11 protein-coding genes are annotated in these 14,568 nt (G+C 71.9%); 2 read left to right on the top strand and 9 right to left on the bottom strand.

Features of this window, described 5'->3' with window-relative positions; genetic code table 11:
- Positions 1-60 precede the first annotated feature (60 nt).
- Both MEBOL_RS13565 and MEBOL_RS41100 read right to left on the bottom strand, forming a co-directional pair.
- On the bottom strand, positions 61-2,061 hold the full coding sequence (locus tag MEBOL_RS13565) for a S9 family peptidase (protein WP_157774934.1): 2,001 nt from the start codon (positions 2,059-2,061) through the stop codon (positions 61-63).
- 158 nt (positions 2,062-2,219) lie between these two features.
- Positions 2,220-2,861 (bottom strand): hypothetical protein, encoded by a 642-nt coding sequence (locus MEBOL_RS41100; RefSeq protein ID WP_157774933.1) that lies wholly within the window; start codon positions 2,859-2,861, stop codon positions 2,220-2,222.
- A 240-nt stretch (positions 2,862-3,101) separates the two neighbouring features.
- On the opposite strand from MEBOL_RS41100, the gene MEBOL_RS13560 reads away from it, so the two are divergent.
- Complete coding sequence (locus MEBOL_RS13560; protein WP_095977824.1) at positions 3,102-4,724, top strand: chemotaxis protein CheA; 1,623 nt, start codon at positions 3,102-3,104, stop codon at positions 4,722-4,724.
- Between the two features lie 113 nt (positions 4,725-4,837).
- Positions 4,838-6,406, top strand: a complete 1,569-nt coding sequence (locus tag MEBOL_RS13555) for a methyl-accepting chemotaxis protein (protein WP_157774932.1) — start codon at positions 4,838-4,840, stop codon at positions 6,404-6,406.
- Here MEBOL_RS13555 and MEBOL_RS13550 read toward each other — a convergent pair.
- The 7 genes from MEBOL_RS13550 to MEBOL_RS13520 all read right to left on the bottom strand — a co-directional run bounded on the left by MEBOL_RS13550 (position 6,399) and on the right by MEBOL_RS13520 (position 14,566).
- Positions 6,399-6,884: a PilZ domain-containing protein gene (locus MEBOL_RS13550; RefSeq protein ID WP_095977822.1), complete on the bottom strand. Its 486-nt coding sequence runs from the start codon at positions 6,882-6,884 to the stop codon at positions 6,399-6,401. The genes MEBOL_RS13555 and MEBOL_RS13550 overlap by 8 nt on opposite strands.
- 14 nt (positions 6,885-6,898) lie before the next feature.
- Complete coding sequence (locus tag MEBOL_RS13545; protein WP_095977821.1) at positions 6,899-7,390, bottom strand: PilZ domain-containing protein; 492 nt, start codon at positions 7,388-7,390, stop codon at positions 6,899-6,901.
- 50 nt (positions 7,391-7,440) lie between these two features.
- Entirely contained in the window at positions 7,441-8,856 is a 1,416-nt protein-coding gene (locus MEBOL_RS13540; protein WP_095977820.1) for a glycoside hydrolase family 1 protein, read from the bottom strand.
- On the bottom strand, positions 8,853-9,503 hold the full coding sequence (locus tag MEBOL_RS13535) for a hypothetical protein (protein ID WP_095977819.1): 651 nt from the start codon (positions 9,501-9,503) through the stop codon (positions 8,853-8,855). The genes MEBOL_RS13540 and MEBOL_RS13535 overlap by 4 nt, the downstream gene beginning before the upstream one ends.
- Before the next feature lie 33 nt (positions 9,504-9,536).
- Positions 9,537-11,216: an ATP-binding protein gene (locus MEBOL_RS13530; protein WP_095982764.1), complete on the bottom strand. Its 1,680-nt coding sequence runs from the start codon at positions 11,214-11,216 to the stop codon at positions 9,537-9,539.
- A 138-nt stretch (positions 11,217-11,354) separates the two neighbouring features.
- The gene (gene cheB / locus MEBOL_RS13525) at positions 11,355-12,413 is read right to left on the bottom strand and encodes a chemotaxis-specific protein-glutamate methyltransferase CheB (RefSeq protein WP_095977818.1); all 1,059 of its coding nucleotides are present in this window, start codon (positions 12,411-12,413) and stop codon (positions 11,355-11,357) included.
- On the bottom strand, positions 12,410-14,566 hold the full coding sequence (locus MEBOL_RS13520; RefSeq protein WP_095977817.1) for a hybrid sensor histidine kinase/response regulator: 2,157 nt from the start codon (positions 14,564-14,566) through the stop codon (positions 12,410-12,412). Before MEBOL_RS13520 ends, cheB begins: the two co-directional genes overlap by 4 nt.
- Positions 14,567-14,568: the final 2 nt, after the last annotated feature.

The raw sequence follows: 14,568 nt of genomic DNA, 5'->3' as shown, positions 1-14,568 counted from the left end.
CGTGTTCGAGCGGTGGGCGGAGCGCTCGTCCGTCCGCCCGCCGTCCACCCAGGCGGTTCCTTAGCGCCGGGGCGCCGCGGGCGCGGGCTCGATGACCACGGGCTCGATCGTCTCGGCCAGCGCCAGGCCCATCACGCGCGCGTAGAAGGACAACTCGGCCTCCAGGGCCTTCTTGAGGTCCGCCGCGTCGTGAGGCGCCAGCGTCTCGCCCTCGACGAGCAGCAGCGCGGTGGGCACGTCGTGGGCGCGCAGCTTGCGCACCAACTCCTCCGTCTCTCGCTGGGGCACCCGCGTGTCCTGCTTGCCCTGGATGAAGAGCAGCGGGCTGCGCTTGATGTTGTCGATGTGCACCCCCGGCGAGCGGTCCTGGAGCAGCTGCCTGAACTCCGGCTGGGGCCCGAGCACCTGATCGAGGTAGTGCGCCTCGAGCTTGCTCGGGCTCTCCGCCAAGGTGTCCAGGTGGGCGATGCCCGCGGCGCTCGTGCCACAGCGCAGGATGTCGCGGAAGGCGAGCAGCGACAGCGTGGTGTAGCCGCCCGTGCCCGAGCCGCGCGCGACGAGCCGCTTGGCGTCCGCCTTGCCATCCTGCACCAGCCGCAGCGCGGCGTTGGCCAGGTCATCCACGTCCATGACGCCCCAGTTGCCGTACAGCGACAGGCGGTACTCGCGGCCGTAGCCAGTGCTGCCCCGGTGGTTGACGTCCACCACGGCGAAGCCCCGGCTGGTGAAGTACTGCACCGTCCAGTCCAGCCGCGTCGACGCCGCGCCCGTGGGGCCGCCATGGCTCATGATGAGCAGGGGCGGCTTGTCGCCCGAGGCCGCGTGGAAGTCGGGATGGGTGGGCGGGTAGTACCAGGCATGCGCCTCGCCCAGCTCGGTGGTGGGGTAGTGCAGGGGCTCGGGGTGAGACAGGTAGGGCCGCACCTCCTCGGGCACGTGGCTCGAGGCCTTGATGACGTGGGGCTTGGAGGACTCCATGTCCAGGCGCACCACGCTCGCGGGCTGGTCCGGCCCGCCCGCCACGAAGTACGCCGTGGCCAGGCCGCCGCGCACCTGGCAGATGTCCGTGTAGGGCGTGGGCAGCTCGGAGAACTGGCCGAGCACCACGTCCAGCCGCCCGAGCTTCCACTGGCCCTGCTCGTTGAAGGCGCACACCACGTGCCGGGGCGACACGAAGCTGTACGTGGACATGCCCAGGCTCCACTGGGCCGCGCCGAACTCCGCCTTGCGCTCGAGCACGGGCACCACGTTGCGCCCCTGCAACCGGTAGAGGTTCCACCAGTTGTTGCGGTCGCTCACGAAGTACAGCTCGCCCTGGGGGCTCCACTCGGGCTGGAAGATGGACTCGGTGGAGCCGCCGGCCACCAGCCGCGCGTGGTGCAGCGTGCCTTCCTCGTCCACGTCCGCCACCCACAGCTCGCACCCGTCCCACGGCATGCTCGGGTAGTCCCACGCGAGCCACGCCATGCGCCGGCCATTGGGGCTGAGCACGGGCGAGGAGTAGAAGTCCCGGCCCTGGGCGAGCACCGTCTGCTTCTGCCCGTCGATGTCCACCGACACGAGCGCGATGCGCGGCTGGCCGTCCTGGAGGTTGCGCCAGTCCTCGCGCACGCACAGCACGCGGTTGCGCGCCCGGTCGATGCTCAAGTCCCCGTAGCGGTGCTTGCCGCCCGTGTCCGGGGTGATGGCCACCGGCGTGCGGCCCGGGTTGATGCGGTAGAGGCGTTGATCCGGGTTGGCTCCGCCCTGGGCGTGGTTGACGAAGACGACGAGGCCCTCGGACACCGTGAAGGAGCCGCCTCCCTGGCCATACACGAGGCTGCGGGCGCTGTAGGGCGCACGGCCCTCCACGGGCGCGGGCAGCAGGTCCGCCTGCGTCCCATCCACCGTGCGCCGCACGATGGCGTGCCGGCCCCGCTCGCCCGGGCGCACTTCCAGCCAGTACACGTCATCTCCATCCACGGCCACCTCGCCCAGCCCCAGGGTCTGGGTGGCGATCAACTCGGCGGTGATGGGGGACTTCCAGGAGCCATGGGGCGCCTCGCGTCGGGAGAGCGTCATGAGCGGGCCTTTCCGTGAATAGCGGAAATCAACTGTCCCGGGTTCTATCACCCCGCCGTGAAGGCGCGCGCTGGGGATGATGGCCCGGGTTCCCGGTGAAGTGTCGCCTTTTGCGCGCCCGGGCCGCCGCTTTCCGCCCTCCGTGTGGGTCCGCTGGCTCAGAACGTTCCCGCGAGTCCCAGCGACGCGCCTCTCGAGGACATGCCCACCACGGGCCGCAGGCGCGGGGCCGTGTTGGCGGAGTGCGACATCTCGTAGCCGATGCTGCTGCCCAGCAGCATCAAGGGAGGACAGGCGAAGAGGGCGACGAGCGAATTGTCCGCGGCGAGGCCCAGCCCCACGCCCGCCGCCGCGCCCACCAGCATGCCGGGAAGCGCGCCGAGGAACCACTCGCCCTGGCCATCGGCGAGCATTCCTCCCCAGGTGACGCCCAGCGACGTCCCCAGGCCCACGCCCCCGAGCGTTCCGATGAGCAGTCCCGTGGCGCAGCCATCGAGACCGTCTCCCTCCGCGCACAGCGCGCTGCCCGGGCCCAGGTAGCCGACGAGGCCTCCTACCGCGCCCATCAACACGCCCAGGCCGAGCCCCGCCGCCACGCGTCCGCCGCCCTGTCCCTCCGGTTCCTTGCGACCCTCCGGTTCCTTGTCCGTGAGCCCGCTCCCGGGCGCTCCGGGGTCGGTGGACAGCAGGCGCGGGGGCCGCCGGGCGGGCGTGTCCCCGGCGAGCCCTGTGGGGGCGGCGAGACTCACGCGGGGCAGGGTGGCCAGGAGGAGGAGCGCGATCGTGAGGAGACGGGGCATGGGGGGAGCCTGTGCAAGAGGCTGGCCCGGGTACATCCCCTGGAGCTCGGGAGCGCGGTTGTGCAGCGGCCTTCACGGGGTGTGCACGTCTCCGCACGACCTCGCCCGAGTCCTCGGGTTCCGCTCGGCGTGGGCCCCCAGCGGGTGATACTCCTCCATCGGGCGGTAGACGCATCCACCGTGCCCCGACCCGAGGCTTCTCGCCCCGAGGATGCCGCTCCTTCCCCACGGGAAGGGGCCATGGGAGGAACGAGCGTGGAACTGGAGCGCGAGTCACTGCTCGCCACCTTCGCGGAGGAGGTGGGCGATCTCCTCGCCGAGATCGAGGAGACGCTCGTCGCGCTGGAGGAGCAGCCGGACGAGGAGCGGCTGCGGTCCATCTTCCGCGCGGCCCACACCCTCAAGGGCGCCGCGGTGGCGCTGGGCTTCTCCGGCATGTCCGACGTGGCGCACGTGCTGGAGGACGTGCTCGAGCTGCTCCTGGAGCGGCGGCTGCCCGCGGTGGACGAGCACGTGACGTTGCTGCTCGGCGCGGTGGACCGGTTGCGCGCGCAACTGGCGGGTGTCCTCGCGGGGGGGGAGCCGCCCGAGGAGGAGCACCAGGAACTGCTCGCGCGGCTGCGCGGCTGCTGCGAGCAGTTGCGCCAGGAAGTGGTCCGGCCGGTCCTCGCGGCGCCGGTGGAGGAGGCTCCGGCGGCCGGGCGGCGCGGGCGCACGTTGCGCGTGGACGTGGAGAAGCTGGACCTCATCGCCACGCTCACCGGAGAGCTGGCCATCGCCCACGCGCGGCTCACGCGGATGCTGGGCACGGGCACGTCCGAACAGACGCTCGCGGTGCACGAGGAAGCGGACCGGCTGCACGAGGCGCTGCGCGAGGAGGTGATGCGCGTGCGCATGGTGCCGGTGGGCCCGCTCTTCCGGCAGCACCTGCGCACGGTGCGAGACCTGACGCGGGTGCAGCGCAAGTGGGCGCGGCTCGTGCTCGAGGGCGAGGACGTGGAGGTGGACACGGCGCTCGTGGAGGGCCTGCGCGAGCCGCTGCTGCACCTGATGCGCAACGCGGTGGACCATGGGCTGGAGACGCCGGACGAGCGGCGCGCGCTGGGCAAGCACGGGTGTGGCACGCTCCGCTTGCGCGCCTTCCATGAGCCGGGCTCGCTGGTGGTGGAGCTCTCCGACGACGGCCGGGGCCTGAACCACGCGCGGCTGCGCGAGCAGGCGAGGGAATTTGGCCTGGAGCCCGAGCGCATGACGGTGGAGGAGTTGGAGGATCTCGTCTTCCTGCCCGGGTTGTCCACGGCGGCCGAGGTGACGGAGGTGTCCGGGCGCGGCGTGGGCATGGACGTGGTGCGCCGGAGCGTGGAGGGACTGCGCGGCCAGGTGTCCCTGCGCGGCGAGCCCGGCCAGGGCACCACGGTGACGCTGCGAGTGCCCCTGACGCTGGCCACCATCCAGGGCTTCGCGGTGGGGGTGGGCGAGGAAACGTATGTCCTGCCCATGGACACGGTGCGGGAGTGTCTGGCGTTGCCTCCCGAGCGCATCGGCCAGCCGGGCAGTGGCGTGCTGGTCCTGCGCGACCGGGTGCTGCCCTATCTGCGGTTGCGCGAGGTGCTGGGCGTGAGCGCGGCGCCCGCCAAGCGGGAGAGCGTCGTCGTGCTGGGCCATGGCGGCACGCGGGCGGGCCTGGTGGTGGACGCGCTGTACGGCGAGGGCCCCTGTGTCCTCAAGCCCCTGGGTCCGCTCTTCCGGCACCTGCCCGGTGTGTCGGGCTCCACCTTGCTCAACACGGGCCGTGTGGGCCTCGTGCTGGACGTGCCCACGCTGCTGCGCACCGCCCTCCGCCAGCGCTCCCTGGTGGGTTGAGCTTCCCTCCTCTGTCCTTCGAACCCACACGAATAGTGGAATCCACTGTCGCCCCGCGCGCACTGGCGCTTGAAGGCCTCGGGGTGCGAGTGTCTTCCGAGGGGTCGTCCATCATGCTCGTTCATCTCGATATCTCCCGGAAGCTGGCGCTCGGCATCTCGTTGCTCGTCCTGGTGCTCATCTCCTTGATGTGGGCCTCCTATTCCCTCTTCGATGAGCTGACGCGCACCTCGGACTCCAACTACCTCGCGATGTACTCGCTGCGCGATCTGCAGACCATGCGTGGCACGTTGCTGGACATGGAGGACCGGATGCGGGGCTTCTCGCTCTCGGGTGATGCGTCGTTCCTCGCCAAGCAGTCCGCGCTGCGTGAGCGCTTCATCGAGCTCTCCGAGCTGTTGAAGGCGCGGGGGGGGCTCAGCGTCGAAGGCCGGGAGGCGTTGCTGCGGCTCTTGAGGCTGTACGAGCGGGATTTCCTCCCCCATCTGGAGCATCAGGTGTCCCTGCGCAGGGCGGTGGACGCGGGTCAGCAACCCTTCGAGGCCCTCTCCGACTACGTGCGGAGTGGCGCGGGCCGGCGGATCCTCGACGCCATGCAGGACCAACAGGGTCTGCTCGAGCGGGAGTACGAGGAGATTCGGCAGCAGCGCGCCGACGCACGCGCCACGATGCGGCTCCTGGTCCGGCGGATGTTGATCGCCGCGGGGCTCCTGGGGCCCGCGATGGCGCTCCTGCTCGCGTGGTCACTGAGCCGCGGCATCGTGCGGCCCCTGCGCGACGTGTTGAACCTCACGGAGAAGCTCTCCGCGGGAGACCTCACGGCGTGCGTCGAGGTGAAGGGGCGGGACGAGGCGGCGAGGATGATGGAGGGGATGCGGGCAATGGTGGAGCGGTTCGTGCGCGTGCTGGGCGAGGTGAGGGGCTCGGTGGGCTCGCTGTCGGGAGCGTCGGGACAGGTGTCGTCGGCGGCGCAGGCGCTGTCCCAGGGCACGAGCACGCTGGCGGCGTCGGTGGAGGAGATGACGACGAGCCTGGAGCAGTTGAGCACGACCATCGGGCAGAACGCGGAGACGAGCCGGCGGTTGGAGGCGATGGCGGTGCGGAGCTCGGCGGATGCGGAGCAGAGCGGGCTGGCGGTGCGGGAGACGGTGGCGGCGATGGAGGAGATCGCCGAGCGAATCGGAATCGTGGAGGAGATCGCGTACCAGACGAACCTGCTGGCGCTCAACGCGGCGGTGGAGGCGGCGAGGGCGGGGGAGTACGGCAAGGGGTTCGCGGTGGTGGCCTCGGAGGTGAGGAGGCTGGCGGAGCGAAGCGAGAAGGCGGCGAAGGAGATTGGCGCGGTGGCCAAGAAGAGCGTGAAGGTGGCGGAGCGCTCGGGGACGCTGCTGGAGGACCTGGTGCCGTCGATCCGCAAGACGGCGGAGTTGATGCAGCACCTGGCGGGGGTGTCGAAGGAGCAGGCGGGAGGGGTGGCGCAGATGAGCCGGGCGATGGAGCAGGTGGACCAGGTGACGCAGCGCAACGCGTCGGCGGCGGAGGAGCTGTCGTCGACGGCGGAGGAGCTGGCGGCACAGGCCGAGTCGCTGCGGCGGACGATGTTGTTCTTCAAGTTGAGCGATGAGCGCTCCCTCCCGGAGGCTCATGCCCTGACCGTGTCCGCGGTTCGCCTCGCTATTTGATGCGCTCCAGCGCCAGGTCGAACAGCGCCGTCTCCAGCCGCTCCGCGTCCTTCTGGGCGAGCCCCTCGATGGAGAAGGAGACGCGGTGGGTGGCGAGCTTGCGCTGCACCGACACCTGCTTCGCGCGGCCCACGATGGGCTCCTGGATGCCCGGCAGGCGCAGGGAGAAGCCCGGCTCCTCCGTCTCCGGTGGGGGCTTGTGCATCATCACCGAGAAGCCCCCCACCGAGACGTCCAGCGTCATGGCGCGCAGCGAGCCCGAGGTGAAGCTCAGGTCCACCTGCAGGCCCTGCGCGACGCGGAACATGCGGCGCGCGGATTGATTCTCCGGGACGCTCAAGCCCTGCGCCGCCGTCAGCGCGCGGGCGAAGTACTCACGTGCCGCCTGGTACTCGCGCTGCTCGCTGGGGTCCAACTGCCCCTTGCGCGCGCGCGCATGCAACTCGCGGAACTGCTCCACCCATCGGTTGGCGCTCATTCCCGCGGCTCTCGTCACGGAGGCGTGATTCCCACCCGCTCGAGCGCGAAGTCGATGAGGAAGCCCTCGAGCAGTTCACACTCGCGCTCGGTCAGGTCCAGGAAGGCGAAGGAGGCGCGGTGCTTGTCGGCGCGCTGGAACTGGGACACCACGCGCACCAGGCCCGCGAGCGTCGTGCCGTCCGGCAGGTACAACAGCGCGCTGGGCCGCTCGTTGATGTCCACCGCGTGCGGCAGCATCACGGAGAAGCCACCGGCGGACAGGTCCAGCGTGTTCGTCCACACGTTGCCGTAGGCCATCTGCAGCTCCACCGGGAGCTGGTGCGCCACGCGGTAGTGCCGCCGGGCCTCGGCGCCGTCGAGCATCAGCCCCTGGGCGTTGAGCAGTGCCCGGGCGAACTGCTCGCGTGCCGCCATGTAGGCGGGCCGCTCTCCCGCTTCCAGTTTTCCCCGCCGCGCCTTGGTGTGAAGTTCGCGGAACTCATCGATGAACTGGATCACGCCCATGGTGTCGCTCCTGTCCTCATGTTCTTACTGGGATTTTCGCCCTCCCGCCATCAGGGAGTGGGGCTGAGCCCCAGGTTGCGGGCGGCTTCCCGGAAGGTTTCCACCGCGGGCGTAGCTTGACGCGTCAAACCGAAGTCGCGCTCCACGCGGAACAAACCAAAGCGGGGCTCGTAGCCCTCGGACCACTCGAAGTTGTCGAGCAGGCTCCAGTGGAAGTAGCCGCGCACCCGCACGCCCTCGGCCACCGCGCGCTCCACCGCGTAGAGGTGGCTGCGCAGGAAGTAGGGCCGACGCTCACCCGTGCGATCATCCATCCCGTTCTCCGTCACCACCAACGGCACGCCCATCGCCGCATAACGCTTGAGAAAGAGATAGAGCCCTTCGGGGTAGATTTCCCAACCCAGGTCGTTCGTGTCGCGGCCCGCGGGTACGTACTTGTGGGAGAATGAGGGGGAGGCGTCCTGCCGCAGGTGGTCCCGCGTGTAGTAGTTGATGCCGAACCAGTCGACGGAGTCCTTGAGGCCGGGCACGTCGCGCTGGAGGGACACCGAGCCGGGCACCACGAGCGACACGTGGCCGGTGCGCAGGGCGTCCGGGAGGCTTTCATTGAAGAAGGTGTCGGTGAGGCCGGACACGAGGCTGTCGGAGGTGGCGCCGGTGGAGGGCTGGAAGACGCGCACATGGTGGGCCAGGCCGATCAGCGTGGCGCGGCCGTCTCCATCCGCGTCCGTGGTGTCCAGGGCGCGAAGCTGGCGCGCGGAGCGGGCATGGGCCTCGAAGAGGTGGGCGAGCACGGTGGCCATGGCCCGCTCGTCCTGTTTGCCCGGTGGCCAGACGCCGTCCAGGTAGCCGAAGACGGCGAGCACGTTGGGCTCGTTGAGGGTGCACCACCAGTCCACTTCCGCCCCGAGCAGCGTGGCCACCCGGCCGGAGAAGCGCTCGAAGGCGTCCACCGTGGCGGGGTTCTCCCACCCGCCGGACGCGGCCACCCAGCGCGGCAGGGTGAAGTGGTGCAGCGTCACCAGGGGCTCGATGCCCGCGGAGCGCAGGGTGTGGGCCCACTGGCGGTAGCGCTCGGCGGCCTCGGCGTCCCAGGCGCCCTCCGTGGGCTCCAGGCGGCTCCACTCGATGCCGAAGCGGTAAGCGTTGGAGCCCAGGCGCTTCATCAGCCCCACGTCCTCGCGGAAGCGGTTCCACGAGTCGGTGGCGAGGCCGGACGGGGTGCGATGCAGGATGTGGGGCGTGCCGTCCGGGTAGGTGCCCCGCTCCCAGTCGGTCCAGTCATTGGTGTTGCCGCCCTCCACCTGGTGGCTGGCGGTGGAGGTGCCCAGGAGGAAGCCCGGGGGCAGGCCCTTGCCGATGGGGGCGGCGTTGATCTGGGCCGGCTCGAAGGAGGGCCGCTCGCTACAGCCCGCGAGGAGCAGCGGCAGCAGGCCCAGGGCCATGCAGGAGGCGCGAGCATTCATGGCGACACGTCCATTCCCAGGGTGAGCCAGGCGGATTGGGTGCCCGCGAGGCGGAAGGCGAAACCCTCCACCCGCAGGGCCAGGTCGGAGGAGAGGGGCAGGCGGGCCCAGGCGCGCGCGCCCAGGGGAGCGATGTAGGCCAGGCCCACGTCCTTCCAGGACACGCCGAGGTGCGCGGGCACGAGGCCGTGGAGATCGAGCAGCCCCGCGTGCAGGGTGACGGGGCCCACGTGCCGAAGGAGCCGGAGCGAGGGCAGTACCTGGAGCCGGGGCCGGGCCGTGTAGCCGAGGCCGAGCACCGGACCCGCCACGAGGCTCCAGCGCTCGCCGGTGTAGCCCACGCGGGCGGTGAGGGTGAGGCTCGCGCCCGCCCCTCCCGGACTCACGGGGAGCAAGGACAGCAGGCCGCCCTCCAGGGTGAGACCGCCGAGGAGCACATGACCCGAGAGGGCCTGGGCGGCGAAGGTGTCCGCCCACGCGCTCCCCTCGCCGGCGAGGCCACTGGAGAGCACGCCCACGTCGCCGCGCAACTCCACGGGGGACAGGGCACGGGAGGCGGGGGCTTCTGGGACCTGTCCTCCCTCACCGGCCGCGAGCGCGGCGGAGGGGGGGGCGAGTGCCAGGAGAAGGGGCACGAGCGAGCGCATGGGTGCTCGCGACTATACCCGGCCGGGGGGAAGTCAGATGGAGGAGTAGGTGCCGGTGCGGGGGCCCCGGTCCACGGAGGGCAGGGTGAAGGAGAAGGTGCTGCCCTTGCCCCACTCGCTCTGGGCCCAGATGCGGCCGCCGTGCGCCTGGACGATGCCCTTGGCGATATAGAGCCCCAGGCCCGTGCCCCGGCTCTCCGCTTCCTTCGCCTGCCAGTAGCGCTCGAAGACGTGCGGCAGCGCCTCGGCGCGGATGCCGGCGCCCGTGTCGCGCACCCACATCTGCACCTCGCCGCGCTGCACCCGCGCGCCCACCGTCAGCTCGCCGCCTTCCGGGGTGAACTTCACCGCGTTGCCGAGCAGGTTGCCGAGCACCTGGAGCACCCGCGTGCGATCGCACCGCACGCGCACGTCGCCCTCGGGCAGCTCCGCCACCACCTTGAGGCCCCGCGCCTCCGCCAGGGGCCGCACGCTCTCGAGCGCCTCGTGCGCGAGCGACGCCACGTCCTGCACGCTGGGCTCCAGGGGCAGTCCGCCCGCCTCGATGCGGCCCCAGTCGAGCAGGTCCGAGATGAGCCGCGCCATGCGCTCGCCCGCGGACTGGATGCGCCCCGCCTGCTTCTGCACCTGCTCGGCGCCGGGCTTGCCCTGCGAGCCGCGCAACAGCAGCGCCGAGGCGAGCTGCACCACGCCCAGCGGGTTCTTCAGGTCGTGCGACACCACCGCGAGCAGATCCTCCCGCGCGCGCGTGGCCCGCCGCGACTCACCGAAGAGCCGCGCGTTGTCGATGGCGAGGCTCGCGCGGACACACAGGTCCTCGGCCAGCGCCAGGTCGCTCGGGCCATAGCGCCGCCCCGAGGTGCTGGAGATGAATGTCACCGCGCCCAGCGTGTGCCCGCGCGCCTTGAGCGGGACGATCATGTAGGAGCGCGCCTGCAGCCGCTGGAGCATCTCCGGGTGCTCGGGCTCGCTCGCGGCGGCGCGCAGGAGCGAGTCCGTCACCGCCGACACCAGCTCGGGCTCGCCCGTCTGGAGCACCCGCAGCATGCCGACGAGCGCCGGGCGCCGCTCCACGCGCGAGGACAGGGCGCGCGCGGACTCGGCCTGGGTGGGGTCCAGGTGGGCCACCGCCACGCGAGACACCCACGGGCCCTGCTCCACCGCGTCCACCAGGCACCAGTCCGCCAGGTCCGGCACCGCCAGGTGCGCCAGCAGCGTGTACATGCCCTGGGGGTCCGGCGCGTGGGCGAAGAGCGTCGTCATCGCCTGATAGAGGAAGGACTGGCGGCGCTCGGCGGCCTCCACCTCGGCGCGCGCGGCCTGCTCCAGGCCCAGGGCGCGCGCGTAGACGGTCTCCGCCTCGGTGAGCGGACGCACCTGCACCAGGATGCGGGAGGCCTTGTGCTCCTCGCGCAGCGCCGTGAAGGTGAAGGTGTGGGCGCGGGGGCCCCCGGGGGCCGGCCAGAGGGCATCCACCGAGTGGGGCGCCGGGGACGTCAGCGCCACGCCGCAGCCGGACTCCAGCCGCACCCCATCCTCGAGCACCGGGGCCAGCCGGGCCCACGGCTGCCCGAGCAGCAGCTCGGCGGGCATGCCCAGGACGGTGGCTCCAGCGTCGCTGCATGCCAGCACCCGGCCCGCTTCATCCAACAGATAGGCGGGGTCCGGTTGAGCCTTGAAGGCCAGTTCAAATCCGGAGAGGGGGATGCTCATGGGGCGGACCGCGATCAGCGAGGGGGAGAAGGCGTTCATTTCACGCGAGCGGGTTTCCGTCCAGTGTGGACAGGGTGAGCGGACAGGCGTCGCGTGGGAGATAGAGCCGGTGTGTTGGATCGGCAACCCCCAGTGAAATCATCCCCCCCGGGATTCCAGTCCCGCGAGCTCGCGGAAGCGGCGGGCGAAGTCGCCCAGGGCGAGCACCTCGTCCGTCAGTCCCGCCGACACCGCCACGCCGGGCATGCCGTACACCACGCTGGTGGCCTCGTCCTGGGCCATCACCCACCCGCCAATTTCGTGGACCTCCCGCAAACCATCCAGGCCGTCCTGTCCCATCCCGGTGAGGACGATGGCGGTGGTGGCCGAGCCGAAGACGCGGGCGGCCGAGCGGAACAGCCAGGTGCCCGAGGGCCGGAAGCCTCCCACGGGCGCCGCGTTGGTGACCTCCACGTGCCTGTCCGGCCGCACGCCCAGGTGGCGATCATCCGGCGCGATGTAGACGACGCCCGGGCGCAGCGGCTCGCCATCCTCGGCGACCTTGACCTCCAGTGAACAGACGCTGTTCAACCAGGTGGCCATGCCCTTGGCGAAGCCCAGGGCGATGTGCTGCACGACCAGGATGGGCAGGGGGTAGTCGGCGGGGAGATCCACGAGGATGCGGTGCAGCGCGGCGGGGCCTCCCGTGGAGGCGGCGATGACGAGCACCTCGGGCTTGGTGCGGCGCGAGATGGACACGGGGGCGCGCACGGTGGGCGCGCCATCGCGCGAGGGCCAGTGGCGGATGACCTTCACCTCGGCCATGGCCTTCACCGTGTCGCGCAGGCGCCGCGCCTCGTCCTCGAAGTCCGGGGCCTGCGGGCCCACGAGCTTCTGCAAGACCGCGAGCGCCCCGGAGCGCAGGGCCGTCATGGACGTCTGGATGTCGCGCTCCACGAGCGTGCTCACCACCACCACGGGGGTGGGCACCTCCGTCATGATGCGCTTGGTGGCCTCCAGGCCATCCATGTTCGGCATCTGGATGTCCATGGTGACCAGGTGGGGGCGCAGGCGCCGGGTCAGGTCCAGGGCCTCCACGCCATCCTTCGCCTCGCCCACCACCTCGAAGGTGGGGTCCGCGCGCAGGATTTCCACCAGCAGACGGCGGGCGGTGGGGGAGTCTTCGGCGACGACGACACGGAGCTTGTCGGACTTCATAGCAGCTGCCTCAACGTCTCCAGCAGGTGGGTCTGATCGAAGGCGCTCTTGACCAGGTAGGCGCTGGCGCCCACCTGGAGTCCACGCGCCTTGTCCTCGGGCGTGGAGCGCGCGGTGACGAGTACCACGGGCAGGCGGCCAAAGCGCGGAGAGCCGCGCACCGCCTCGGTGAGGGTGAAGCCGTCCATGCGCGGCATCTCCACGTCGGAGACGAGCACATCGGCGCCCTCGCGCTGCAACCGCTCCCACGCCTCCTGTCCATCCGAGCACACGAGGACCTGGTAGCCCGCGGCCTCCAGGATGCTCTGCTCCAGGGCCCGGGTGGTCATCGAGTCGTCGGCGAGCAGCACGCGCCGGCGGGCGGACGGGGCCACGGGGGCGGGGAAGAGGCCCGCGGCGGCGGTGCGGCCCTCGGCGGCGCGCACCAGCGAGGGGGCGTTGAGCAGGGGGGCCACGCGCCCATCCGGCAGCACGGCGATGCCCGAGACGTGGCGGGCCCGGCGGATGCGCGCGCCCAGGCCCCGGATGAGCACCTCCTGCTCGGCCACCACCTCGTCCACGCCCAGCACGGCGTGCAGCTCGCCCGCGGCCAGCAGCAGGGCGCTCGGGTGGGGACGGGGGGTGCTCTGGGGCAGGCCGAGCACCTCGGCGAGCGTGGCCAGGGGGACGAGGGCGTCGGGTCCGGCCCACAACTGCCGGCCCTCCACCCGCCGCACGTCCCCGGGCTCCAGCCGCACCAGGCGCTCCACGCTCTCGCCCGCCACCGCGAAGGTCTGTCCCGTCACCGTCACCAGCAGGACGCGCAGGGTGCTCAAGGTGAGGGGCACGTCCAGCACGAAGCGCGTGCCGTGGCCCGGCTGGAAGGACACGTCCACGCTGCCGCGCATCGCCTCCACCTGCGAGCGCACCACGTCCAGCCCCACCCCCCGGCCGGAGACCGACGTCACCGAGCCGGCCGTGGACAGGCCCGACATGAAGATGAGCCGCGCGTCCCCCGCGTCGTCCAGCACGGGCAGCCCGCGCTCGCGCGCCTTCGTGCGGATGGCCTCCAGGTTCAGCCCCCGCCCGTCATCCTCCACCACCACCTGCACGCGGCCCCCGCGCAGCCGGGCCGACAACGACACCCGGCCCTCCTCGGGCTTGCCCGCGTCACGGCGCGCCTCGGGCGTCTCCACGCCATGCGACACGGCGTTGCGCATCAGGTGCAGCAGGGGTTCGCGCAGGCCCTGCAGGAGCGAGCGATCCAACTCCAGCGCGCCGCCGTGCACCTCCAGCCGCACCTGCTTGCCCGCCGCGCGCGCCAGGTCCCTCGCGTTGCGCTCCATGCCGGCGCAGCCCTCGGCGAAGGGCAGGGTGCGCGCGCGCCGGACCTCTTCATCCAGTCCTCCCGCGGCCTGCAGGAGCGTGCGGCGATCCGCCGCGAGCGCCCGGCCGAGCTGCGCCAGACGCGTCTCCAGCCGCCGCGCCACCAGCGCTTCCGGGCCCGTCATCCGCTGGCGGAGCTGGGACAGCTCCTCGTTCACCGCCTCCAGCAGCTCCACCCGCCCCTCCATGCGCAGGCCCGCCACGCGCAACTCGCCGCTGCGCGCGAGCAGGGCGTCCAGCTTCTGCGCGGACACGCGCACCGGAAGCCCCTCGGTGAGCGTGGCCGGCACGGGGGCGGCGGGCGCCGGGGTCTCGGTGGGGGGGGCGGAGGAGACGGGCGGCGCGGGGGCGGGTTTGGCGGGGCGCTTGCCCGGAGGGGGCGACACGGGGGCGCGGGCCGCTTCCTCCAGCCGGGGCAGCAGCTCCTCCAGGGGAGAGCCCTTCAAGTCCTCCTTGCGCGCGAGCCGCCGCCCCGCGTCGTCCAGCGCGTCCGCGGCGGTGAAGCACAGCTCCATGAGGTCCGCGCGGGAGGTGCCCTGCCGCTCCACCACGGTGAGCACTTCCTCCAACCGGTGGCACGCCTCCTCGATGAGGCCCACGCTCACCGCGCGCGAGGCGCCCTTCACGCTGTGCACCGTGCGCAGCAGCGAGTGCATCAGCTCGCCCGCGCGCAGGGGGGAGGGGGCCTTCTCCAGCGCGAGCAGGTCGCGGTTGAGCGCGGCCACGTGTCCCTCGAGCTCCTCGAGGAACGTGGCCATCAGCGCCTGGGCGAGCCGGTCCCGGTCCATCG

This window comes from Melittangium boletus DSM 14713, assembly GCF_002305855.1.
GTDB classification, from domain to species: Bacteria; Myxococcota; Myxococcia; order Myxococcales; family Myxococcaceae; genus Cystobacter; species Cystobacter boletus.
The sequence above is the reverse complement of the archived record's forward strand: the minus strand, read 5'-3'. Positions and strand labels throughout refer to the sequence as shown.

Bases quoted from the DNA above. Each gene is read 5' to 3' on its own strand.
- MEBOL_RS13565 (WP_157774934.1), bottom strand. From the start codon at position 2,061: ATGACGCTCTCCCGACGCGAGGCGCCCCATGGCTCCTGGAAGTCCCCC.
- MEBOL_RS41100 (WP_157774933.1), bottom strand. From the start codon at position 2,861: ATGCCCCGTCTCCTCACGATCGCGCTCCTCCTCCTGGCCACCCTGCCC.
- MEBOL_RS13560 (WP_095977824.1), top strand. From the start codon at position 3,102: ATGGGAGGAACGAGCGTGGAACTGGAGCGCGAGTCACTGCTCGCCACC.
- MEBOL_RS13555 (WP_157774932.1), top strand. From the start codon at position 4,838: ATGCTCGTTCATCTCGATATCTCCCGGAAGCTGGCGCTCGGCATCTCG.
- MEBOL_RS13550 (WP_095977822.1), bottom strand. From the start codon at position 6,884: ATGAGCGCCAACCGATGGGTGGAGCAGTTCCGCGAGTTGCATGCGCGC.
- MEBOL_RS13545 (WP_095977821.1), bottom strand. From the start codon at position 7,390: ATGGGCGTGATCCAGTTCATCGATGAGTTCCGCGAACTTCACACCAAG.
- MEBOL_RS13540 (WP_095977820.1), bottom strand. From the start codon at position 8,856: ATGAATGCTCGCGCCTCCTGCATGGCCCTGGGCCTGCTGCCGCTGCTC.
- MEBOL_RS13535 (WP_095977819.1), bottom strand. From the start codon at position 9,503: ATGCGCTCGCTCGTGCCCCTTCTCCTGGCACTCGCCCCCCCCTCCGCC.
- MEBOL_RS13530 (WP_095982764.1), bottom strand. From the start codon at position 11,216: ATGAGCATCCCCCTCTCCGGATTTGAACTGGCCTTCAAGGCTCAACCG.
- cheB (WP_095977818.1), bottom strand. From the start codon at position 12,413: ATGAAGTCCGACAAGCTCCGTGTCGTCGTCGCCGAAGACTCCCCCACC.
- MEBOL_RS13520 (WP_095977817.1), bottom strand. From the start codon at position 14,566: ATGGACCGGGACCGGCTCGCCCAGGCGCTGATGGCCACGTTCCTCGAG.